The organism is Georgenia sp. H159, from assembly GCF_035607575.1.
In the GTDB taxonomy this organism is placed as follows: Bacteria; Actinomycetota; Actinomycetes; order Actinomycetales; family Actinomycetaceae; genus Oceanitalea.
Genome location: NZ_JAYDZY010000007.1, coordinates 1 through 21083 on the forward strand (window position 1 = coordinate 1; position 21083 = coordinate 21083).

General features: G+C 68.4%; 20 protein-coding genes. 10 read left to right on the forward strand and 10 right to left on the reverse strand.

The features are described 5' to 3' along the window. Window positions 1-393 precede the first annotated feature (393 nt). Window positions 394-1530 (reverse strand): M23 family metallopeptidase, encoded by a 1137-nt coding sequence (locus VR894_RS10670; protein ID WP_324651419.1) that lies wholly within the window; start codon window positions 1528-1530, stop codon window positions 394-396. Then, a complete protein-coding gene (locus VR894_RS10675; RefSeq protein WP_324651421.1) occupies window positions 1527-1901 on the reverse strand; it encodes a hypothetical protein in 375 nt (124 codons plus the stop codon). Before VR894_RS10675 ends, VR894_RS10670 begins: the two co-directional genes overlap by 4 nt. 1776 nt (window positions 1902-3677) lie before the next feature. Here VR894_RS10675 and VR894_RS10680 point away from each other — a divergent pair. After that, window positions 3678-4145, forward strand: a complete 468-nt coding sequence (locus VR894_RS10680) for an HNH endonuclease family protein (protein ID WP_324651960.1) — start codon at window positions 3678-3680, stop codon at window positions 4143-4145. Between the two features lie 378 nt (window positions 4146-4523). Here VR894_RS10680 and VR894_RS10685 read toward each other — a convergent pair whose 3' ends face one another. Continuing rightward, the gene (locus tag VR894_RS10685; RefSeq protein ID WP_324651423.1) at window positions 4524-4844 is read right to left on the reverse strand and encodes a hypothetical protein; all 321 of its coding nucleotides are present in this window, start codon (window positions 4842-4844) and stop codon (window positions 4524-4526) included. Between the two features lie 350 nt (window positions 4845-5194). Here VR894_RS10685 and VR894_RS10690 point away from each other — a divergent pair, with 350 nt between their 5' ends. Beyond that, window positions 5195-5833: a hypothetical protein gene (locus VR894_RS10690; protein ID WP_324651424.1), complete on the forward strand. Its 639-nt coding sequence runs from the start codon at window positions 5195-5197 to the stop codon at window positions 5831-5833. A 57-nt stretch (window positions 5834-5890) separates the two neighbouring features. On the opposite strand, the gene VR894_RS10695 is transcribed toward VR894_RS10690, so the two are convergent. After that, window positions 5891-6238: a hypothetical protein gene (locus VR894_RS10695; protein WP_324651425.1), complete on the reverse strand. Its 348-nt coding sequence runs from the start codon at window positions 6236-6238 to the stop codon at window positions 5891-5893. A gap of 461 nt (window positions 6239-6699) precedes the next feature. On the opposite strand from VR894_RS10695, the gene VR894_RS10700 reads away from it, so the two are divergent. Continuing rightward, window positions 6700-7152 (forward strand): hypothetical protein, encoded by a 453-nt coding sequence (locus VR894_RS10700; protein WP_324651426.1) that lies wholly within the window; start codon window positions 6700-6702, stop codon window positions 7150-7152. Between the two features lie 293 nt (window positions 7153-7445). On the opposite strand, the gene VR894_RS10705 is transcribed toward VR894_RS10700, so the two are convergent. From VR894_RS10705 to VR894_RS10715, 3 genes are all read right to left on the reverse strand, one after another. After that, the gene (locus tag VR894_RS10705) at window positions 7446-8954 is read right to left on the reverse strand and encodes a hypothetical protein (RefSeq protein ID WP_324651428.1); all 1509 of its coding nucleotides are present in this window, start codon (window positions 8952-8954) and stop codon (window positions 7446-7448) included. Window positions 8955-9205: 251 nt separating this feature from the next. Next, window positions 9206-11029 carry an ATP-dependent nuclease gene (locus VR894_RS10710; protein WP_324651430.1) on the reverse strand — a complete coding sequence of 608 codons (1824 nt, stop codon included), beginning with the start codon at window positions 11027-11029 and terminating at the stop codon, window positions 9206-9208. Between the two features lie 259 nt (window positions 11030-11288). Then, window positions 11289-11666: a metalloregulator ArsR/SmtB family transcription factor gene (locus VR894_RS10715; protein WP_324651431.1), complete on the reverse strand. Its 378-nt coding sequence runs from the start codon at window positions 11664-11666 to the stop codon at window positions 11289-11291. 117 nt (window positions 11667-11783) lie between these two features. Between VR894_RS10715 and VR894_RS10720 the strand changes: the two genes are divergently transcribed. The 6 genes from VR894_RS10720 to VR894_RS10745 all read left to right on the forward strand — a co-directional run bounded on the left by VR894_RS10720 (window position 11784) and on the right by VR894_RS10745 (window position 17756). Further along, window positions 11784-13172 carry an NAD(P)-binding domain-containing protein gene (locus VR894_RS10720; protein ID WP_324651432.1) on the forward strand — a complete coding sequence of 463 codons (1389 nt, stop codon included), beginning with the start codon at window positions 11784-11786 and terminating at the stop codon, window positions 13170-13172. A 163-nt stretch (window positions 13173-13335) separates the two neighbouring features. Further along, window positions 13336-14793, forward strand: a complete 1458-nt coding sequence (locus VR894_RS10725; protein ID WP_324651434.1) for an arsenic transporter — start codon at window positions 13336-13338, stop codon at window positions 14791-14793. Window positions 14794-14842: 49 nt separating this feature from the next. Beyond that, window positions 14843-15517 (forward strand): helix-turn-helix domain-containing protein, encoded by a 675-nt coding sequence (locus VR894_RS10730; RefSeq protein ID WP_324651436.1) that lies wholly within the window; start codon window positions 14843-14845, stop codon window positions 15515-15517. An 11-nt stretch (window positions 15518-15528) separates the two neighbouring features. Further along, the gene (locus VR894_RS10735) at window positions 15529-15939 is read left to right on the forward strand and encodes an arsenate reductase ArsC (protein WP_324651438.1); all 411 of its coding nucleotides are present in this window, start codon (window positions 15529-15531) and stop codon (window positions 15937-15939) included. Between the two features lie 6 nt (window positions 15940-15945). Beyond that, the gene (gene trxB, locus VR894_RS10740) at window positions 15946-16980 is read left to right on the forward strand and encodes a thioredoxin-disulfide reductase (RefSeq protein ID WP_324651440.1); all 1035 of its coding nucleotides are present in this window, start codon (window positions 15946-15948) and stop codon (window positions 16978-16980) included. 176 nt (window positions 16981-17156) lie between these two features. Next, entirely contained in the window at window positions 17157-17756 is a 600-nt protein-coding gene (locus VR894_RS10745; protein ID WP_324651442.1) for a DinB family protein, read from the forward strand. 116 nt (window positions 17757-17872) lie between these two features. Here the strand turns inward: VR894_RS10745 and VR894_RS10750 are convergent, their stop codons facing one another. From VR894_RS10750 to VR894_RS10760, 3 genes are all read right to left on the reverse strand, one after another. Continuing rightward, window positions 17873-18604, reverse strand: a complete 732-nt coding sequence (locus tag VR894_RS10750) for an ABC transporter ATP-binding protein (RefSeq protein WP_324651444.1) — start codon at window positions 18602-18604, stop codon at window positions 17873-17875. After that, window positions 18601-19752, reverse strand: coding sequence for an ABC transporter permease (locus VR894_RS10755; protein WP_324651446.1), 1152 nt, complete (start codon window positions 19750-19752; stop codon window positions 18601-18603). The genes VR894_RS10750 and VR894_RS10755 overlap by 4 nt, the downstream gene beginning before the upstream one ends. Window positions 19753-19895: 143 nt before the next feature. Next, entirely contained in the window at window positions 19896-20492 is a 597-nt protein-coding gene (locus VR894_RS10760; RefSeq protein ID WP_324651448.1) for a TetR/AcrR family transcriptional regulator, read from the reverse strand. A gap of 194 nt (window positions 20493-20686) precedes the next feature. On the opposite strand from VR894_RS10760, the gene VR894_RS10765 reads away from it, so the two are divergent. Next, a complete protein-coding gene (locus VR894_RS10765; protein WP_324651450.1) occupies window positions 20687-21040 on the forward strand; it encodes a hypothetical protein in 354 nt (117 codons plus the stop codon). Window positions 21041-21083: the final 43 nt, after the last annotated feature.

The following is a 21083-nucleotide window of genomic DNA, read 5'->3' on the forward strand; positions in this document are numbered from 1 at the left end:
CGCAGGATCGATCTTCTTGGGCATGTCCTCATCCTCCTGGACTCAGAAAGATGCGGCATCAAACCCGTGACGCTTCACCGCCATCCACCCGCTGCCCCACACGCGCACCCCACTCCGCCCGCGTACATGTGGTTGTGGCTCGTCTGTCTCCCGGCGCCGTGGTCGATGACAACCACGTGCCCCCGTCAGCCCCAAGCGCGGGTGGGGGCCGGGCCCGGGCGTAGACCGCGGCGTCAGCGGAAGCGAAGATCGGCATCCCACACGGGGCCCCGGCGTCGGTGCCGCCGCCGGCGGGAGGCGCCCCAGCGGGGAGACCGGGCCGGGTCGATCATGCTTTGGCGACCCGACTCCGAAGAACCCGACAAGATGCTGAGTCTCGATGAGACGAACCGATCATGACCCCAGCTGTACGCCGAAGGATGCGAGATGGTCGCGGGCGTCGACCGGGACACCGAGAAGGTTGACCTCGAAGTGGAGGTGACAGCCGGTCGAGCCTCCGGCGCCCTGAGGGTCGAGCTGTGGGTCTCCGCCGATGCTGGCGATCTGCTGGCCGGCGGTGACGTGGTCGCCGGTGCGGACCAGGATCGAGCCGGTCAGGACGTGTCCGTACCGGGTGATCACTCCTCCGGTGCCGTCGTGGTCGATGACGATCTGGTTGCCGGTGCGGCCCTGGTAGCCGCCGGCTCCTTGCCAGATGACGACCCCGTCGGCTGCTGCGTACACGGGAGTGGACCCGCAGGCGTTGGCGACGTCGGAGCCCGTGTGGAGGTGGTGTTGACCGGTGATCGGGTGGGTTCGGTATCCGAACGGGGAGGTCAGGTGGCCGCTGGTCGGGTTCGCCCAGCCCTGGGGGCTGATGGCTCCGGTGGACACCTCGCCCGCGCAGGGGGCACGTCCGAAGCGATTGGCCGCCTGCTGGTCCGGTAGTGAGACCAGGTCCACTGCGGGACTCGCTGCCGTCGTCTGGGCTTGGAAGGCGTCGACGATGGCGGTCGCGTCCGGCCAATAGCTCTCGTAGTGCCAGGGGTTGGCGTTCCGCTGGGTCCGGTGGGCGGCGATGGTGGGCTCGAGCGCCTGCCAGCCGGGCACGTTGAGCAGCGCGCGGTAGAAGTTGGTCGCGCTCGTATGTGGGTCCAGGCGGTCGGAGTAGCTTCCCCATGCGCCGTTGGCGCGCTGCTGGAACAGACCGCGTGAGTCCGGGCCGACGTTGTCCCCATGGTCCAGGACGCGCAGGCTCGACTCTCCCAACGCGGTCATCACGGCGACCTGTTGAGCCCGCAGGGGGACGTCGAGGTCGGCGCCCGCCGCCAGAATGTGGCCGGCGTTCGTCAGCTGCTCGGTGCTGAATCCTGGCACGGTGGGCAGTTGGTCGGTGCTCGCTGTGACGGCAGCTGCCGAGTCGCATACCTGGGCGGCCAGGCCCGAGGTCTCCTCATCAGCGAAGAACCCCGCCACGCCGGCCATGACCACGCCCACTACAGCGAGAACGGCGCAGAGGGCCACGGCCAGCGCGATACCCACGAACTTCATGGTCGGCCTTCAGGCAGCGGCTCCCATCGCTGCGCCAGCCAGGGATCGCTGCCCGACTCTCGGACCAGGGTCACTTGCCACTGGCCCTGGGTGGTCGGCACCGCGACGGTGACAAGGTACGGGCTGGGGCTCTGGAGGATCTGTGCCGGGCCGGTGACATCCCCGGGCGCCAGCTCCGCGGGATCGACCGTGGTGAGGAGCTCGGCGGCGTCGGCGGTCACCAGCGTTGAGCTCTGCCGCCTCCAGGTGGGTTCGGTGAGCTCATCGACTGCCAGCCAGACGCTGATCAGGTCGCTGGCGATCCGGGCGGCCTGCTCTCTGGCGGTCGTATCCCACTCGGCGGGGAGCCAGCTCGCCTGCTCCTCGGGCACATCACGGTGTAGGCGCTCGCCCCCGTCGGTAGGCGGGTCCGACGTGACCGATGGAGCCGGCTGCGGACGTCGCGTCGTCACTGGTTGCGGCTCTGCCACCGGCTGGGACGAGGAGCCGTGTGCTGCCGGCGGCGACGCGCTCGTCGTGTCCGGGGTTGGGGTGTCGTCCGAAGCTGGGCGCCACAGCAGCACGACTCCGGTGAGGAGCAGCACGAGGCACAGAGCCGCCGGCGCAGCCACAGAACGGCTCACCTGGCACCCCCGGCGTCATTCCGACGGCGGCGGAGGCGATCCGCGAGCCGCCGACCGGCATCACTGCCGGCGGATGGAATCTCGACGGGGTGCGGCTCGGACCGCTGCGGAATGAGGACCTCGACTCCGCCCGTGCGCACTGGGGCGGCTCTCGTGTAGGAGATGCCCGTGCTCTCGTCCCGAACGCCAGCACCGTGGGAGGAGTAGGTGACTGGTTCAACCTTCGCCAGTCGTGCCCGCAGTGCCTCGTTCCGTACCGTGCGCGCACCCGGGGTGGTCTTGGCCGTCGCGCTCCTTGCCGCGCGGTCTGCGCCTCGTGAGCTGTCTGGCGGTGGCGCAGCGCCAGCAGCTGGTTGCCCATGGGTCCCAGTCGGCTCCGTGGTGGAGCTGGAAGCGGCGCCGCCGGCCTTCTTAGCCGCGACCTTCCCCGCCTCCCTTGCAGCTGCCTTGCCGGCCTGTGTCGCGACGGCCTTGCCGGTAGCGCCAGCAGCGGTCTTCGCTACCCCACCAGCTGCCGCTGCGCCGGCGGTGGATGTGCCGCTGACGGCTGCCGCCGCTCCTGGTGCCGCGGCCCCTCCTGTTGCAGCTACTGCTCCGGCGGCAGCGGCACTGGTCAGAACCTTTCGCACCATGGCACGCCGATCCCCGCGTGCGGGACTGTCGAGCGCTCGACGGGGGGTCCCTGCCGGTCCAGCACCAGGGTCGGGCTGGCCGCTGGCGGAGGTAGATGGTGGCGGCGCGGGTGGTGCGGCGGTGAGCTGCGGGCTTCGGGCCGCGGGGAGTTGAGGTGCGGTGCTGGTTGAGGCCACCGGGGAGGGGCGGTGCGCGGGGGGTGAGTCGTCCACCGCGGCCGAGGCTCCGGGCCGGCGGGCCGGCAGCCGGCCGGCGAGACTCGAGAGGTCGTGCACGGTGCGGATCGTGCGCCCGACGCTCCGACTGATCGGTTCACGGGCGGGCTGCGGGGCCGTACCTCCGCCAATCGCAGCGAGGCGATGACCGGCGGCCTCGAACCGGCGCTTGAGCCCACGCCGCATGCGGGGATCGGTTGCTCGTTAAGTTAGGCAACCGCTGCCACCGAGTGCCGGTGCAAATCCCACGCGAGCAGTTCCTGGTTCTCCACGGCGCCGAGTGTGCGCCCGGCATCGGACAGACCAGAGGGGCCGGACCATCCCGATCCGGCGCGTCCCGGTTGTGCGGATTGCTCCACGCGCATGGACCTGCGCGGTAGGGCACCTTCGCTGCCCCCGTTCCGTAGACATAGGCCTTCGGCCGCGCTGTGAACTGCCCAGTCCACGGACGGCACAGAGCCGGCAATCGCCTCGACGACCAGCAGGCACTTCACCCTCGCCCGCTGTCTTCGCTGCCGCACCTCGCAGTCCTGCCACAGACGACGGTCGACGCCTCGAGTCGACCATCCACCGAGAGCCACTGGAAAAACTACTATGCGCGTCTGGCATCCGAGGCCGACTCTGCCCGCTAGCCGTACGGTGACGCCGGCCTTGGTGGACATGAGGCGCGCACGTGATGGCCATGTGCGCCGAACCTGCCATCGAGAATCCGTTCCTCACTACCGCGGAACTTGCCCGGATCAAAGCGCTAAGTCCGTACGGTCCGCGGTCGATCTTGCCCAGGACCGTCGAGGCTCTTGCGACGCGCTCAGAGATGGCGGCCGGTTCGCCGCTCGGCGTGGGCGCGGCCCCATCCGCATGGCAGGAGATGCTCGGTGGCAAGGAGGTCGCGGCCCAGGTGCAGGAGGAGCACCGGCACAGGCTCGGGAACCTGACAATCACTGCCTACAACAGCAACCTCGGCAACAAGTCATTCATCGAGAAGCGTGACCGCGAGGATTCCAAGGGTCGGTACATCGGCTACCGCAACGGCCTCTCGCTGAACACCGAACTTGCCACGCGCGACTCGTGGACAGCCGACGACATCGACGAGCGGTCGACGGTACTGGCGAACAAGGTCATCGAGCGGTTCCCCCTCGCTTGAGGTATTCGGGATCACAAAGCTTGGAGAGCCGGACGGCCAGGGCCGGCTCGGCGATGAAGGCCCGGCATGCCTGCGGCGAACGTCAGCACACCAGTCGGGTTAACTGGCCTGGAGTAGCTTCGGAGGAGAAGGCTCCCGGCAGCGCCATCACCGCCAAACAGAGACGCGGGCTGCATTGATCCGCGATCCGCAGAGGGACCTCCCGGTCACCCCCACCACCGAGCCCGGGAAGAGCCACGGTGAACGTCCAGCGGCCGGCGACCGCCGGCCCGCGTGCCCGAACCCGACCTCGACAAATAGAGCGCAAGGGGATCCCCTACCGACGCTGCACCAACGTCCGAACCAGGTGAGTTCCGTCGTGAGCGAGTTGCTCGCCGATCACGACACCTGGACGTCGCTGCCTCTGTTGAAGAAGGCGATCTCGCCGGTCTCACCCGTACAGCGGTCGGCTGCGTCGGCCACCGCGGACCCCACACCTTCTTCGATGTGATCACGCTGGAGGTAACCGCCACCGCCGAGAACGGCTGTGCCGAGCTCCACGACGTCGCCGCCCTCAAGCACGACGGCGGGCGGATCTTCCTGCCAGACGGTTCCTGCTGGCCAGATCACCGGATAGGCAGGCGCGCCCGGGGCGTCTTCCTGGACGAGCACCAAGCACTCACCGCGCATCTCCACAGTCCCGCGCACCTCGGCCTCCATGGCGTCACCTCCGGACCCGGGAGGAGACGTCAGAACCGGCCCGTCCGCGGCGCCTTCGGCAGATCCACTGCAAGCCGCCAGGCACGCTACGGCAAGCACCAGCGCAGGCATCCAGCGGGAACCGTTGCTTTTCATCCGAGCTCGCACGTGCGCAACTCCCTCGTTGTCGCGGGGTCTCCCTACTTACAGACGGTAGCGCTCGGCGACCCACAGGACGATCGACGAGCGGGACCGAGCGCGCATCAGCCGCGGGCGCCCGCTCATCCCCAGGAAGGGCTAAGCGTCTTGGGGCGCCCTGCGCGACGCCCGTAAGGGCCGAGGTGGTCCGCGGTGACTGAGAGACTGCGGCTGTGAAGACACCCACGGGACTGAGCAGCGATGAGACGCAAGTCGCCGCCTTCACCACTGATAGTCACGAGACGACGTCACGCGTTTTTCTCCCCGCGGACGGACCGGCGGGCGCGGCGATGACCTGGCGGGAGCTCACGGCACACGCGGGCGTGCCCCTCACTGCGGACCTACGCTGGTCGGTCATGGTCCGCCGGCTCGATGCAGCGCTGCAGCGGGAGCTCACCCCACCGTTTGCCGTCGCTTCCCCGGCCACGCTCAGACGACTTGTGGACGTCCTCTCGGCCGCCACGTCGACGCCCGGACGCTGCTACTTCTTCCTGTGGCCGGGTTACGCCGGGGACATCGACGACCTCGACCCGGAGGTGATCCCACCACATCTCTCTGCGCTGGCCGGGCGGGACCACGTCCTACACACCGCCCCGCTCTCCTGGCTGCTGGAGCGAACCGAGGACACCCTGGATCCGAGGCTGCCTGTCTTCGTGTGGCCGCACGACGGTGCATTCCTGCTGGCCTGCCCCCTCTACCACGACTCCCTGTACGTCAGCGGTGCTGCGGCGCTTCTCGAAGCCATGCGGTCAGACGGCCTCGAGGTACTTCCGATCGCCCGCAACATCGAACTCCCGGGCGAGGGCGACTAAGCGAGCCTTCCCAGAGTCAAGCCCCGTCAACGTCGCCCTTCGCCGATCGTCGAACGGTTATGCGCCACGGCGTCCGCGGACAGGTCTGTCGTCGCCGTCTTCGAAGTAGAGAACCTCGAGGTCGGGCCCCAGCTCGTCCTGTAGCGCGTAGGCCAGGCTGAGTCCTCGTCGCCGCCAATCGACACCGGCCTGCGGACTCGGCCACGTGAAGTTCTCGGGACCGTCTGGGGCGTTGTTGTGCTCGTCGTTCCAGGCGCGGAGTCGCTGGGCGAGGCTCGGCGACACACCGAGCGCCTCCGGGTCCACGAGACCGAGCCCGCCGGCAGAACGGTCCCACAGCGGGTGCTCGACGCTCCACTCGAACATCACCAGCACTACTGTCGGCCGTTTAGCAGGCTCGGTCACCAGGCCATCGTCTGGTGTCTGGCCCCGTTCTACAAGGGGATCGTCACCCGAGATGCCGCGGACTCAGTTGGGCGGAAGATAAGGGCACAGATCACTACGGCTATGAAGTACGCCCCTCGGGGAGGTCTGACGGGATCTCCAGCGATGACACGACGCCTTGCTCACTGGCTTGCTCAGCCGAAGGATCGACGCCTGCGAGGCGAATTAGGCCCAGACCATCGACATCGGCACAGGCGTAGAGGGTGTAGGTCCGGTCTCCGCACCGGCCCTCTGCCCACTCGACAGCTCCATGCACATCGGTTCCGCTGAGCTCGTACTCTTCGGAAGCCGTGCCGGTCCAAAAGTAGACCCGAAAGCGCGGGCGCTCGATCTGGACTCGTGAGGCTGAGCCCGACGAGGTGCGTTTGCACCTCGGGCGTGCGATTGCCTGCTACACCCCGGCCAACAGTTCTGGTGCTGACGTGGTCGTGGCGATCACGAAGACGGCCGCGATGCTGGACTCCATGATGATCGAGGCCGTCTCTGGTGCTCGCGCCGACGGGGCAAGCTGGGCAGAGCTCGGCCGCGTCTTGGGAAAGACCCGGCAGGCGGTGCACAAACGGTTTGGGCAGGAGTCAGGCGTGCCAGGCGACAAAGTCACAGTGGCCGCCTCTCGACGCCACGAACTCCGCGATCTGAATGCGCTTGGCGCTCAGGGCTACCGCCTGGCACGGGTCGGTGTGCGACGTCTGGAGCTGCTCCACGTCGGAACTTCGCACGAGTACACCCGGGCAGTGGGTATATCCGACGAAGCATCTCGACTCGTCGAAGATGGGTGGACGGTGATGGGCTGGCGGTTCCCCGACGTATTCTTCGGTCGCGAGGTTGGAAGTTCCCAGGACCACGAGACGACCGACGGCGCGCCGCTTACGTAAATCCCTGGTGGAGTATTGGGCGGCCGTCGACAGGCAAGGTAGCTCGGCCGCAGTGGGACCGTCCCATAAGCGAACCCGCCACGGCGCCGCGCGGGCGGCTCGGGACCGGAGGCGATGACGTTCCACAGGGGATCCCCGACCGGCACGCGCTGTTCGGGCAAGAGAGATCGAGCACACCTGTCGGACTTCGTTGATGCTCCGGGAAAGCGATCGTCTCCCCGCGGAGTACCGAACGGGTCCCCTTACGCTCTTGGGCGCGGACGGACACTGCCGGCCCCCCAATACGGCGGGACTCAACTTGAAGGTTTGCTCCGGAGTCGCTCAATGGCTGGCCAAGTAGCCCACGATTTCCAGCTTGCGTCGACAATGGGATTCCGTGCTGGCTTTGTGGCGCGCGAGACCTTGGAGAGCGTTCCGGATACCTTAGGGGGGCCGGCGCTCGGTGTCAGCGCTTCGAGGAGTTGCCTGCCGGCGTCGGAAGCGCTCTGGAGTTGGGCAGCGGCGTTCTCGAGTTCGTGGGCCCAAGCGATCGAGATGGGCAGCACGGAACTTCCCAGGATGTCGTCGCGGAACGTCTCGCGGAGGTAGTACGGCTCGAGAGTGACCACCAGTCCGAGGAGGGGGCGATCGTGGGGGATGCCGACGAAAGCAGGGTGCCGGTCCTTGATGAGGGTGGCGGTACTCTCGAGCTGTTGTACGGCTTTTCCAATCTTCCTCTCCGCGTCATCGAAAGCAGCGATTTCGCCGGTGCGGCTACCGATCAGCGGCCGAGCGCATTTCACCTCGACCAGGGCGACGGCTTCGTCGGTGATCACGAACCAGTCAGAACTCAATGCGTCGCCAGTTGGCGTCGAGTACTTGATCTCAGGTAGCACGGTCGCAGCGGAGATGAGGCGGAGGTTCTGGCCGACGTAGTCCTCGAACGCGCCTCCGACCGCATCGGTGAAGCTGGCGCCCCATGTCTCCTGCCCGATGTACCAGAGACCGGTCGAACTGATCCGGTCCAGGAGAAGGTCGGGTACAGGTCCAACGAGGTCGTTCTCGAAGCTGATGAGGGGTCTCGCGGTGAGCGAGTTGAACGACCACTTCTCCCAGCCGGGCTTCTGCGCGTCGATGCTGATCGCGCGGTGTTTGGCGAAATCTTGTGCGAAGTGCGCGTCGATCACGGTGAAGAGTTCGGCAGGATTGAGGGGTTCTTCCCAGATGGGTCGGACGTCGCTGCGAGCGAGGACATCACGGGACACCTGGCCCTCGTTTTGCAGCATCGCGACGTGCAGCCCGAAGCCGGTGCGCATGAATCCGTCCAAGCTAACCCCGAGAGCTCCCTCCCATGCTGCACCGTCGGGCAGGTCGGGGTGCTTAGCGTGGCCATCAACGAAGAGGCTGTGCGCGCGTGCCAGATTCTCCATCGCGGACCACTGCTGCCCGAACTGCTCGAAGGCGAGCGGTGCCATCAGCAACCCGAGACTCGTTGCAGCTGCGGCCTCGTGTTCAGGCGACCACACTCGGATTATTTTGTCGCACAGCTGACGAACTTGGTGTGGCCCAGGCGTTCGGGTTCCGCGTCCCTTCTTCCGCTTCCGCGACCGTGAGCCGGCTGACGCCCGTGCTTCGGCTATCGCCGTGCGGGCAACCGCCGCGAACGCGAACGACGTTTCAGGAGGTTCGACGGTCGCGCCGCCGATTCGGCGGTGGGCTTCCTTGGCGGCCATCCTTGCAATCTCGCGCAAGAGTTTTTCGGGATCGTACTTCTGAACACGACGGGCGACCTCACGATAGGTCGGATCGGTAGTCACGGACACGAGCTCAAATCTACGCACAGCGGGATGTACATCGGCTCGTTTGCTCGCTGGAGCCGGCTGATACCCGAGCCTGGTACGGCCCTCGGTCGGCCGTGCTGCTGGCGTTCCGAAAGTCAACCCGAAGCGACGGCGGGACGCCGCGCGTAAGTGCGGCGTCCCGGCCCCGTATGGGACCCTTCCCTGGGACCTCGGTCTCGCCTACTCCCTCGCCGGCGGTCGGACGCCCAGCCAGCTGACCACGGAGTGCCCCATCAGAACGGGGGTTCGTCCGCATCCCACGGGAACGGGGGTTCGTCCGCATCCCACGGGTTGGGATCGCCCGACTCCCATGGACGGTCGCTCAACGGGTCATCCGGCTTATCGTCGCCCGGGCCGTCGGCTGGCCCCTGCCCACGGATGGCTCTTATGAGCGCGTCGATCCGCCCGCCGGCGTTTCCGGTCATGAAGTCGCCTATCCTCTGAGCGGCGTACCGCGCGCGAAGCGGCTTGGACTCGCCCACAGACGAGACGGCCTCGTCGTGAAGACGTTTCCACGCGTCGCCGAACAGTGCCTCCATCCCGCCCTCGAAGTTCGGCTCGAACGTGGCGTAGCGGTCACCAACGTATAGCGGTTCGCCCAGAATCACTGCGGGCTCGCCTGGGTCTGTCTCGCGGCCGAGCGCCATGGCGATGTCCATCCTCTTAGCAAGCAAGTGCTCATCGCTGCCCTTGTCGGAGTCAGTGTCGAAGATGCAGAAGCACTCGATACCGAGGGCGGTATAGAGCCTGTGCCACTTGGCGATGTTGCCGATGCCTTCGACCGGGATCACGGCGATGCCCTCCTTGAGCACGTCAAGGCCGCGGGTTCTGAACAGCTCGGGCAGCGCCAAGGACTCGGTACGTCCCTCGACCAAGACGCAACGTCTTGCGAAAAGGCCGCTGACGATCTCCGTCGTGGCGCCGGCCGCGTAAAACGGTCCGACCGTCTCGGGCTGCGTTCTCACCGGGTCCGCACCCCGCTCGATCAGGTTCGTCGTCAAGTCGTCGAGGGACCTCTGCACCACTTGGGTCGCGCCGTCTTCACTCTTTCTGACCATCACCAGATTCTCGGGTTTCGCTAGGTCGACGAAGTGCGGCGAGTGGGTCGTCACCACCACCTGAAGCCCGGGGGCGGCGAGGCGGCTTAACCTCGTCGCCAACCATTGCTGGGCCAGTGGGTGAAGGTTCGCCTCCGGCTCATCGATCACGAGCACCGTGCCTTCTGATTGCCCGTAAGCCATCGCGTAGGCGTAGGCGAATGCCAGTGCGAGGACCTGCGACTGGCCAGTGCCGAGCTCGTCGAAGCTTCTCACCTCTCCATCGAGAGAGGGGTGGATCCGGAGCGATCGGAAGAAATTGCTCGGGTCGTAGGCGCTGAAGTCGACGTCCAGCCTGTAAGGGAGATTCTGCCCGAACTCCTCTGCCGTGTCAGCGAGTAGTTTCTTAAAATTGGCAAACTCGGGCACCGCGCCAAACTCATTGAGCAGACCACCGAAGATCGCGGCGAGCTGCGCCTTCCGCTTCGGATCGTGGAGCAGACGCTCGTGGAATCGGTGCATGAGCTTGGAGAGCAACGTGTACTTGCTCGCATAACTCAACTGGTAGTCGAGCCTGCGGTCGGCGTCGAGGACGGCGGCCGCGAGTGCCGACCGCATGACGTTGTTTGGCCAGGACCTCGTGCAGTGTGCGTTGCTGCACGTGAAGCGGTAGGTGACGGGGTTACCGTCAGGCCCGGTGTCCTGAGTGTCGTAGATCCAACGGAAGTACTCAGCCCTGCCCCCCGAGCAGTAGGGGCACGCGATGCCAGATACCGATGCGCCGATCTCGACCGCGATCCCGTCGCTATCGCGCCCGTGGAAGTCGTGGTCCTCCAAGCGGCGCGTCCCAGGCCAGTAGTCCCCGAAGAGAAAATCCAGGGCACGTGTGATGTTGCTCTTGCCTGCATTGTTCTCACCAAGCAGGACAAGCGCACCGGTCTCAGGGAAGCGAATCGTCACTCTCTCGTTTCCGATGGAGCGCAGGTTCTTGACGCTCAACTTCTCGATCCGTGGCGGCATCGCCTGCTCCTCCTGACTCTAGGCGCACTACTCTCCCTCACCCGGAAGCCAACTGTCCGGCACTTGACGTCGGCTCACGAGCATCGATAGCGCTAGCGGCGCCATCCTGGGCGCATGGCAGCCAGCACTTCCCAATCGCCCCAGTAGCGCTTCCCGGTTGAGGAACCGCCCACGGGTCCGTACACACGACCTCGTAGTCCTCCTCGAAGCGGAGGCCGGCCGCGTTCCGCAGGGGATCCTTCACCGGGACGGAGCGTCGTTAGCAGCAGCTGGTGGGACGGTTGCCTTGGTGTTCGACCCGAAGGATCTCGCCGAGGGCGTCGAGGGCGTCGGGGACGACGGCGTAGTAGGCCCACTTGCCGCGCTTGTCGCGAGTGAGTAGCCCGGCGTCGGTGAGGATTTTCAGATGGTGAGAGACGGTCGGCTGGGACAGATCGACCGGCTCGGTGAGGTCGCATACGCACCCCTCGCCCCCCTGGTGGGAGGCGATGAGGGAGAGCAGACGCAGGCGAGCAGGGTCGGCCAGCGCCTTGAACATCGTCGCGAGATCGCGGGCCTCAGCATCCGCGAGGGGTTCGCGGATGAGCGGGGCGCAGCAGGCTGCCTCAAGCTCTGGTGTGCCCTGGATCGCCGTCATGACACCATCATTCCCTACACATTGACGTCTGTCGATACATTCTGGCATGCTGCGCTGGTCTCATCGAGAACCATCAATGTGAGGGCGCGGGTCGTGCCCTCTGGGGAGGGACCAGCCATGTCCTCGACTACAACGACGTCGCTGCCTGTGATCGTGATCGGCGCCGGCCCGGTGGGCCTGGCGGCCGCAGCCCATCTGGTCGAGCGGGGCCTGGAGCCGCTGGTGCTGGAGGCCGGGGACTCGGTGGCCGCTGCGGTGCGGCAGTGGGCCCACGTTCGGCTGTTCTCGCCGTGGCAGTTTAACGTCGACGCCGCCGCGCGCCGCCTGCTGGAGGCGGAGGGCTGGCAGGAGCCGGCCCCCAAGCGCCTGCCCACCGGTGGTGAGCTTGTCAGTGACTACCTCGAGCCGCTGGCCCGAACGGCCGCCCTGCAGGGGCGGATCGTGACCGGGGCACGGGTGGTGGCGGTGAGCCGCGATGGCCTGGACAAGACCCACGGCCGCGGCCGCGCCGAGCGCCCGTTCCTTGTGCGCGCCACGGTCGACGGCGAGGTGGTGGACTACCGGGCCGGGGCCGTGATCGACGCCTCGGGGACCTGGTCTCAGACCAACCCGCTGGGCACGGCCGGGCTGCCAGCACCGGGCGAGACCGACGCCGCCTCCTTCCTCCTCGGTCCACTGCCCGACGTGCTCGGGCGGGACCGGGAGAGGGCGGCAGGCAAGCACGTCGTGGTCGTGGGCGCCGTGCACTCGGCGGCGAACACGCTGCTGTCCCTGGCCCAGCTGCGTCGCGCCGAGCCGGGCACCCGGGTGACCTGGCTGGTGCGGGGCTCCTCGGTCGAGCGCGCCTACGGCGGCGGTGACGCCGATGGGCTGCCGGCCCGCGGCATGCTCGGCTCTCAGCTGCGGCGGGCGGTGGAGGCCGGTGAGGTCGAGCTCATGGCGTCGGCCACGATCACCGCGATGCGGCCGGTCGGGGACCGGCTGGAGCTGACGCTCGCCACGCGCGAGGGTGAGCGCCGACTGGCGGTGGACGCCGTCGCGGGCGCGACGGGTTTCCGCCCGGACCTGGCGATGCTGCGTGAGCTGCGCCTGGACCTGGACCCGGGAGTCGAGGCACCGAGCCGGCTGGCTCCGCTCATCGACCCGGAGTTCCACTCCTGTGGGACGGTTCCCGCGCACGGCGCGGACGTGCTGGCCCACCCGGAGCCCGACTTCTACATCGCGGGCATGAAGTCCTACGGCCGCGCCCCCACGTTCCTGCTCGCCACCGGGTATGAGCAGGTGCGCTCGATCGTCGCCCATCTCGCCGGGGACAGCGCCGCCGCGTCCACGCTAGAGCTGGAGCTGCCCGAGACCGGGGTGTGCTCCACCGCGACCCCGGTGGTGGAGGCCGACGGCAGCCTGAGCATCGCCCCGGAGGCGGCCGGTGACTGCTGCGGGGCGCCGGCCGAGCCCGCGCTCATCGGCTTCCCCACCGGCTTCGCCCACGGCCGCACCGCCCTCTGAACGAACTCGACGATCACAGGTCGAGCCCTGCCCTCCCCCTGAGGGCAGGGCTCGCCCGCGCGACGAAAGGACACCAGACGGTGACACCCGCACTCGACCCCCGACATGAGGCACCCGGCGCCCAGCCGGCCGGGACCTCCCGCTTCGCGGTCGGGGGTGCGCCGTGCTGCTAGCCGTGGGGATCTTCCTCGCCACCCTGGTCCTGGTGATCTGGCAGCCCAAGGGCCTCGGTATCGGGTGGAGCGCGCTGGGCGGCGCAGCGGTCGCGCTCATCGCCGGAGTGGTCCAGCTCGGTGACATCCCGGTGGTGTGGGACATCGCGTGGAACGCGACGCTGACCTTTGTCGCGGTCATCATCATCTGCTCGATCCTGGACGAGGCCGGCTTCTTCGAGTGGGCCGCCCTGCACGTGGCACGCTGGGCGCGCGGCAACGGCAGCGCCCTGTTCAACCTCATCGTCGTCCTCGGGGCGGCGGTGGCGGCGCTGTTCGCCAACGACGGCGCGGCCCTGGTGATGACCCCGATCGTCTTCCAGATGATCCTGGCGCTGCGGTTCTCCCCGGCGGTGGCCTTCGGGCTGGTCATCGCCACCGGCTTCATCGCCGACACCACCAGCCTGCCGTTCGTGGTGTCCAACCTCGTCAACATCGTCATCGCCGACTTCTTCGGCATCGGCTTCGCCCGCTACGCCCTGGTCATGGTGCCCGTGGCGCTGGTCTCGTTGGGCGCGAGCCTGGTGGTGCTGCGGCTGTTCTTCCGCAAGTCCATCCCCGGCCGCTACGACGTGACGGCGCTGCGTCGCCCGGCCGAGGCGGTGACCGACCCGACGACGTTCCGCGCGGGCGTCGTCGTCCTGGGCGCGCTGCTGGTCGGCTACTTCGCCGCCGACGCCATCGGGATCCCCGTGGCCGCCGTGGGCGCCCTGTGTGCCGTCGTCCTGGCGCTCATCGCCGCCCGCCGCCCGCGCCCGCTCTTCCGGGGCGCCCAGATCCGTCCCGCCGCCACCGACGACGACCTGGTGACGGTCCCGGTGCGCGGTGGTGGTGGCCGGCCCTCGTCCGGCGCCACCTCTGCTCCTGGCGGCGGGGCCACCCCCGCACCGGCGGGGACCATCACCACCTCGGAGCCGACGATCGCGGTGTGGTCGGTGGTCAGGTCCGCGCCGTGGCAGATCGTGATGTTCAGCCTGGGCATGTACCTGGTGGTCTACGGCCTGCGCAACGAGGGCCTGACCGACTACCTCGGCCAGGTCCTCGCGGGCATCGCCGAGCACGGTGGCCTGGCCACCGCGGCCGGCACCGGGTTCCTGGTGGCGGGGATGTCCTCGGTGATGAACAACATGCCCACCACCCTCATCGCCGCCCTGGGCATCGAGGCCGCCGCAACCAGCGGGCTCACCGAGCAGATGATGGCCTACGCCGCTGTCATCGGCGCCGACCTGGGCCCCAAGATCACCCCCATCGGGTCACTCGCCACCCTCCTGTGGCTCTCGGTCCTGGACCGCAAGGGCATGCACATCGGCTGGGGCACCTACTTCAAGGTCGGCATCGTCCTCACCATCCCCGTCCTCGCGGTCACGCTGCTCGCCCTGGCCGGCTGGCTCACACTCCTCGGCCCCTGAGCCGCACCGGGGCTAGACAATCGCGAATCAGTCAGTCATCATTGAGTCAATGAACGCTGACTGGAGTGACGTGGAGGGGCGGGCGCGGCTGCACGCCGCGCTGGCGGACCCCGCCCGGCTGCGGATCGTCGATGTGCTGAGCCTGGGGGACGCCTCCCCCTCCGAGCTCGCCGAGATCCTCACCGCGCCCTCCAACCTGGTGGCCCACCACCTGGGCGTCCTGGAGCGCGAGGGCATCGTCAGCCGCAAGAAGTCCGAGGCCGACCGGCGACGCAACTACGTCCAGCTCGTCCCCGGCGCCCTGGACCACATCACCCCGCGCGACCAGCGCGCGGTGGCCCGCGTGGTGTTCGTCTGCACCCGCAACTCCGCCCGCTCCCACCTTGCCGCGGCGCTGTGGCGCCGCGCTAGTGCGGTGCCCGTCACCTCGGCCGGCACCCACCCCGCCGACCAGATCCACCCGCTCGCCCTCGAGGTGGCCCGCCGCCACCGCCTGGACCTGCCCCGCGTGGCCCCCCAGCACGTCGAGGGCGTGCTGAGTGCGGGCGACCTGGTCATCAGCGTGTGCGACAGCGCCCACGAGGAGCTCACCACCCCGATCGACATCCACTGGTCAGTGCCCGACCCCGTCGCCGCCGGCGACGCCGAGGCCTTCGACGAGGCACTGGCCGACCTCACCCGCAGGGTCACCACCCTGGCCCCCCGCCTGACCCCCACCCACTGAAGGAGACCCCCATGTCCCAGCGTCCCAGCGTCATGTTCGTCTGCGTCCACAACGCCGGCCGTTCCCAGATGGCCGCCGGCTTCATGACCGCCCTGTCCGAGGGGCAGGTCGAGGTCCGCTCCGCCGGGTCCGCCCCGGCCGACCAGATCAACCCCGTCGCTGTCGAGGCGATGAAGGAGATGGGCATCGACATCACCGCCAACAAGCCCAAGATCCTCACCCCCGACGCCGTGGAAGCCTCCGACGTCGTCATCACCATGGGCTGCGGGGATGTCTGCCCGTACTTCCCCGGTGTGCGCTACGAGGACTGGGAGCTGACCGACCCCGCCGGCCAAGGCATCGAGACCGTCCGCCAGGTCCGCGACGACATCCGCGGCCGCATCGAGGGGCTACTGGCCGAGCTCCTCCCCGCGAAGGCCTGACCCCCGATGATCGAGCTGAGCAGCCTCACCCCCGCCGCCAAGCAGACCGACTCCGGTCGCGTGCACGAAGTGGTCATCGTCGGTTCCGGTCCGGCGGGCTACACCGCGGCGATCTACGCCGCCCGCGCGAACCTCGCCCCGGTCATCATCGCCGGCGCCGTCACGGCCGGTGGAGCGCTGATGAACACGACCGAGGTGGAGAACTTCCCAGGGTTCCCCGAGGGCGTCATGGGACCCGAGCTCATGGAAAAGATGCAGGCCCAGGCCGAGAAGTTCGGCGCCACCGTCATCTACGACGACGCCACCTCCGTCGACCTCGCCGCCGATGTCAAGACCGTGACCACCGCCGAGGGTCACATCTACCGGGCCCGGGCGGTGATCCTGGCCAACGGCTCGGCCTACAAGGAGCTCGGCCTGGACGGCGAGAGCGAGATGACCGGCCGCGGAGTGTCCTACTGCGCCACCTGCGACGGGTTCTTCTTCCGCGAGCAGCACATCATCGTCGTCGGCGGCGGTGACTCCGCGATGGAGGAGGCCACCTTCCTCACCAAATTCGCCTCCAAGGTCACCGTCGTCCACCGCCGCGAGGAGCTGCGCGCCTCCAAGATCATGGCCGACCGCGCCATGGCCAACCCCAAGATCGACTTCGCCTGGAACAGCGAGGTCGCCGCGATCCACGGCAGCGACAAAGTCAGCGGCGTGACGCTGCGCGACACCGTCACCGGTGAGCAGCGTGAGCTGGATGCCACCGGGGTGTTCGTCGCCATCGGCCACGTCCCGCGCACCGACATGCTCGTCGGGCAGGTCGAGCTCGACGAGAACGGGTACATCGTCGTCACCTCGCCGTCGACAGCGACGAGCGTGCCGGGCACCTTCGCCTGCGGTGACGCCGTGGACCACACCTACCGCCAGGCGATCACCGCCGCCGGCACGGGGTGCGCCGCCGCGTTGGACGCCGAGCGCTACCTCGCCGCCCTGGGTGCGGCCGCCGAGCCGGCCACTGACGCCTCCCAGACCCCGCAGGGGACCGTCCTCGTGTGACGCCCACCCTGCTCGACACCGACCACGTCCTGCGCACTACCACGCTCGGTGAAGGTCACCACCCATCTGCCGTCGCTCACACCTCCCGGTTCGCACCGCCGATCCCTCTGCGGAGACACCTCGTGACATTCGCAGGGGCTCGCCGTACATACCCGGTAGCGAGGATGATCAGAAGTATGGACTCGGCCACCTCCAACCTTGATGGCCCGGTCGACCGTGCTGGCATCGCCGCCGAGTTGGAGCGCGCACGAGCCGACCTTCATGCGCTGCTGGCCACCGCCTCACCCGCACAGTTGCGCGCCGGCTCAGAGGGCACCCGATGGACTAATGAGCAGCTGCTCTTCCACATGGTCTTCGGATTTCTTGTCGTGCGTCGGCTGGTGCCGCTGGTCCGGTTCGTCAGCCTCCTACCCGAGCCTGTCGGGCGCAGATTCGCCCACTTGCTCAACGCCGGACAGCGCCCCTTCCACCTCATCAACTACCTCGGCAGCTGCGGCGCCACGCTGGTCTTCAACCACCGCCGGATGGGCAGTCTGTGCGACCGCACCATCGCCGCGCTGACCCTCCGGTTGCACACCGAGCATGAGCGCACGCTGGCACGCGGCATGCCCTTCCCCACCAGCTGGGACCCATACTTTTCCGACGTGATGACTCTGGCCGAGGTCTACGCCTACCCGGTGCAGCACTACGACCACCACCGTGGCCAGCTGACCCTCCCGATCCAAGGGGTGCACTGGACGCCAGGACGTGTGCGCCGAGCGCCCGGCCACCCCTGACGCTGGCCAGATTGGCGAAGCTGCACTACCGGCAGGGCGTCGATTGACCATGGGAGACGGGGAATGGATCCGTGCGCAGGTCCGGTCCGAGGGCGGGTGCAGGTGAGTTGTCAGCTTCATCCCGCGGCGAGCTTGCCGTCGACCATCTCCACGACGCGGTCGGTATGGTTCAGCACGTCGTGATCGTGCGTGACCATGACGACGGCGATGCCGCGCTCGTGGCAGCGGGCGGCGAGGAGCTCGACGATCTCGTGACTGCGCTTGCGGTCAAGCGCCGCGGTCGGCTCGTCGACCAGGAGGAGGCCGGGGTCGTTGACCAGGGCGCGGGCGATGCCCACCCGCTGGCGTTCGCCTCCGGAGAGCTCGCCGGGGCGGTGGCCGGCCCGGTGGCTCATGCCGACGGCGTCCAGCAGCGACAACGGGTCGAAGCCTCGCCCGCCCGGGCGCCCCGAGATGCGGTGGGCCAGGCGTAGCTGGTCCGCAGCGGTCAGGGCGGGGATGAGATTGCCCGACTGAAAGACGAAGCCCGGACGCTGACGGCGAAACTTGGCAAGGGTGCCCTGGCCGCGCTTGCGGAGCCTGGACAAGTCCTGGCCCAGTACGTGCACGTCGCCGGAGGTGGGAGCCGCGAGAGCGCCGGCGACGGCGAGGAGTGAGGACTTGCCGGCGCCCGACGGGCCGACGACGGCGAGGAGCTCACCGGGTGCGACGTCGAGGTTGACGGCGTCCATGGCGCGGACCTTGCCGGCGCCGTCGCCCACCTCGAGCGTGACGTCGCGCAGCCGCAGGCCCGGTGCCGGCGCGCCGTCGAAGGGGGCAGGGTGGGTCGTGCTCAGCGGGGTGCTCATCGGGCGCCTCCCAGCGCAGTGATCGGTTCGATGCGGGTGACCCGCAGGACGGCGACGGCGGCACCGAGCAGGCCGAGGAGGATGGTCAGGATGGAGGCAACGGCAATCGCCGGGGCCTCGAGTGCGAAGGGCATGCCCTCGGGCATGAGAGCCCCGAGTCCCACCCCGATGCCGACCCCGACGGCGGTGAACACCAACAGGAGAATCGCCGCCTGGGTCAGCCCGTCACGGAGCAGGTAGCGGGCAGATGCCCCCATGGCGCGCAGCACGGCCAGCTCGTGACTGCGCTGGATCGTCCACACGGTGAAGAAGGCACCCACGACCAGGGCGCCGATCGCGTAGAGGAACCACTGGATCATGCTCAGAGTCAGGGTCTCGGCCTGATAGCCCGGGGAGGCGTTGAAGGACTCCTCCAGGGACATGGTCGTTGTCGCGGCGGCGGCGTCCCCGGCCGCGAGAATCTCGGCGTCCCCGTCGGCCAGGGCGGATCCGGCCTCACCCAGCAGCCCGATGACGGAGTACTCGTCGAAGTCGAGGGCTGCGACCTGGGCTGCGGTGGGCGCCGAGCCGGTCGGAGCCTCACCGGCCGCGATGAGCTGCCAGGTCTGGAGCGGGAGGTAGGCGACGTCCACGTGACCGAACGTGGCCTGCCCGTCGGTGAACCCCACGACCTCGAGCTCGGTGTCGATGCGGTCGAGCGTCACGACCGTGCCGAGCTCCAGGCCCTCGGCGGTTCCCGAGACCACGATCCCCGCCGGGTCCTCCAGCCCGTGCCCCTCGGGTGCCAGGAATGAGCCGGGCTCGACGCCGAAGAGGGTGAGGTCCACCTGCTCGCCTGCATCGGTCACTGCGTTGACGATCGACACGCCCATCGGTGAGGCCTCGGTCACCTCGGCGTGGTTGCGCCAGGCGGCCAGCTGGGCATCGTCCACCACCGAGCGGGAGAAGGCGTTGTCCTGCTTCGTGCCGGCGTCGAAGGCGAAGGAGGTGGAGGCGGGCAGGGACTTCAGACCGGAGACACCGTCGTTGACCAGTCCGGCGGACAGGCCGGAGAGCAGGACCATGAGGACGGCGATCAGAGCGATGACCACGCCCATGAGACTGAAGCGGCCCCGGGCGAACGACAGTTCGCGCAGTGCGAGAAACATGAGGGTCCTTCGGGTTAAGGTGCTCGCGCCGTCACCGCCCCGGGCGTACGCCCGCCACCGGTTGCCGACACGCTGTCGGGAAGATGTCGACATCGTGTCACAACCGCGCTCCGTCGGGGAGGTCGAGCGGTGTGGCCTTCGGCTCACTCGATGCGGCCGGTGCCCCCGAGCTCGCGGACCAAAGGGCCCAGGACAGTGTTGAGGCGAGCAAGGGCGGCGTCGAGCCCCTGCCCGGCTTCGAGCAGCAGGGTGGCCCCGTGCACGACGGCGTTGACCAACCCGGCGACGTCCGCGGGCGCATCGACGTCGAGTGCAGTCAGGGCGGCGATGAGGGGTTCCTGCACCTCGCGGTGCATCCGGACGGCCTCCTCGTCGAGCGCCGCGTCGGGGTCGAGTGCGGCGAGGGCGCTACCCACTGCGTGGGCGCCCTCGTCCACGAGTTCGACGTTGGCTACTGCGTAGGCAAGGATGCGGTCCGCGTCTGTCGGGGCGGCAGCCATGGCACCCCGGATGCGCTTGGTCCACTGCGGGTAGACGTCTTGGACCATGGCCTTGAGCAGGTCGAACTGCGAACCGAAGTACTGATAGGCGCTGGTCCGGGCCAGGCCGGCGCGGGCGGCGACGTCGGCCAGGCGTGGCGGCTCCCCGGTCTCCAACAGGATCGCGTGCGCGGCATCGAGCAAAGCACGTTCGCGCGCGGCGCGGTGCTCGGCGACGGTCGCCGCGGAGATCTTGGGCATGGGCCCAAACTCTACGCTCGCTTCGGCTGCCCCACCGGTGAGGTGCGCCCCTTCCGCTACACCCCACAAGACGCGGGAGCGCTGCCACCCGTCGGCGCCCTCACCCCTCGCCACCGTCACCCAGCGCCGCTGCGCAGTGCCGCCCTGCTCGGGATCTTTTCGACAGGGTGTCGGGATAAGGCTAGGTTTGTCCGATGACATTCCTGCATTCCCTGGCGCTGCTTGCTCACTTCGTGGGTGTTGCCGCCCTGCTGGGCGGATGGCTGGCCACGTTCAACAAGCCCACCGTTCTGCGCTGGCAGCTCATCGGCGCATGGGTCCAGCTGGTCTCCGGCGTTCTCCTCGTCGGCCTGCTTGAGATGAGCGACGGCGCCGGCCCGGTCAACCACACCAAGATCGCCGTGAAGCTCCTGGTCCTCATCGCCATACTCGTGGCAGCGGTCCTCGGGCGTCGGAAGGCCACGCGCGGTGAGGATGTTTCAATCGGACTCGCGCACGGCGTGGGAGGCCTGACCTTGCTCAACGTAGCGATCGCCGTCTTCTGGTAGTTGACCCCGGTGGGCTGACGCGACCTACCGCATCCCGTCGTCT

Bases quoted from the DNA above. Each gene is read 5' to 3' on its own strand.
- VR894_RS10670 (WP_324651419.1), bottom strand. From the start codon at position 1,530: ATGAAGTTCGTGGGTATCGCGCTGGCCGTGGCCCTCTGCGCCGTTCTC.
- VR894_RS10680 (WP_324651960.1), top strand. From the start codon at position 3,678: ATGGCCATGTGCGCCGAACCTGCCATCGAGAATCCGTTCCTCACTACC.
- VR894_RS10685 (WP_324651423.1), bottom strand. From the start codon at position 4,844: ATGGAGGCCGAGGTGCGCGGGACTGTGGAGATGCGCGGTGAGTGCTTG.
- VR894_RS10710 (WP_324651430.1), bottom strand. From the start codon at position 11,029: ATGCCGCCACGGATCGAGAAGTTGAGCGTCAAGAACCTGCGCTCCATC.
- VR894_RS10715 (WP_324651431.1), bottom strand. From the start codon at position 11,666: ATGACGGCGATCCAGGGCACACCAGAGCTTGAGGCAGCCTGCTGCGCC.
- VR894_RS10720 (WP_324651432.1), top strand. From the start codon at position 11,784: ATGTCCTCGACTACAACGACGTCGCTGCCTGTGATCGTGATCGGCGCC.
- VR894_RS10730 (WP_324651436.1), top strand. From the start codon at position 14,843: ATGAACGCTGACTGGAGTGACGTGGAGGGGCGGGCGCGGCTGCACGCC.
- VR894_RS10735 (WP_324651438.1), top strand. From the start codon at position 15,529: ATGTCCCAGCGTCCCAGCGTCATGTTCGTCTGCGTCCACAACGCCGGC.
- trxB (WP_324651440.1), top strand. From the start codon at position 15,946: ATGATCGAGCTGAGCAGCCTCACCCCCGCCGCCAAGCAGACCGACTCC.
- VR894_RS10745 (WP_324651442.1), top strand. From the start codon at position 17,157: ATGGACTCGGCCACCTCCAACCTTGATGGCCCGGTCGACCGTGCTGGC.
- VR894_RS10750 (WP_324651444.1), bottom strand. From the start codon at position 18,604: ATGAGCACCCCGCTGAGCACGACCCACCCTGCCCCCTTCGACGGCGCG.
- VR894_RS10755 (WP_324651446.1), bottom strand. From the start codon at position 19,752: ATGTTTCTCGCACTGCGCGAACTGTCGTTCGCCCGGGGCCGCTTCAGT.
- VR894_RS10760 (WP_324651448.1), bottom strand. From the start codon at position 20,492: ATGCCCAAGATCTCCGCGGCGACCGTCGCCGAGCACCGCGCCGCGCGC.
- VR894_RS10765 (WP_324651450.1), top strand. From the start codon at position 20,687: ATGACATTCCTGCATTCCCTGGCGCTGCTTGCTCACTTCGTGGGTGTT.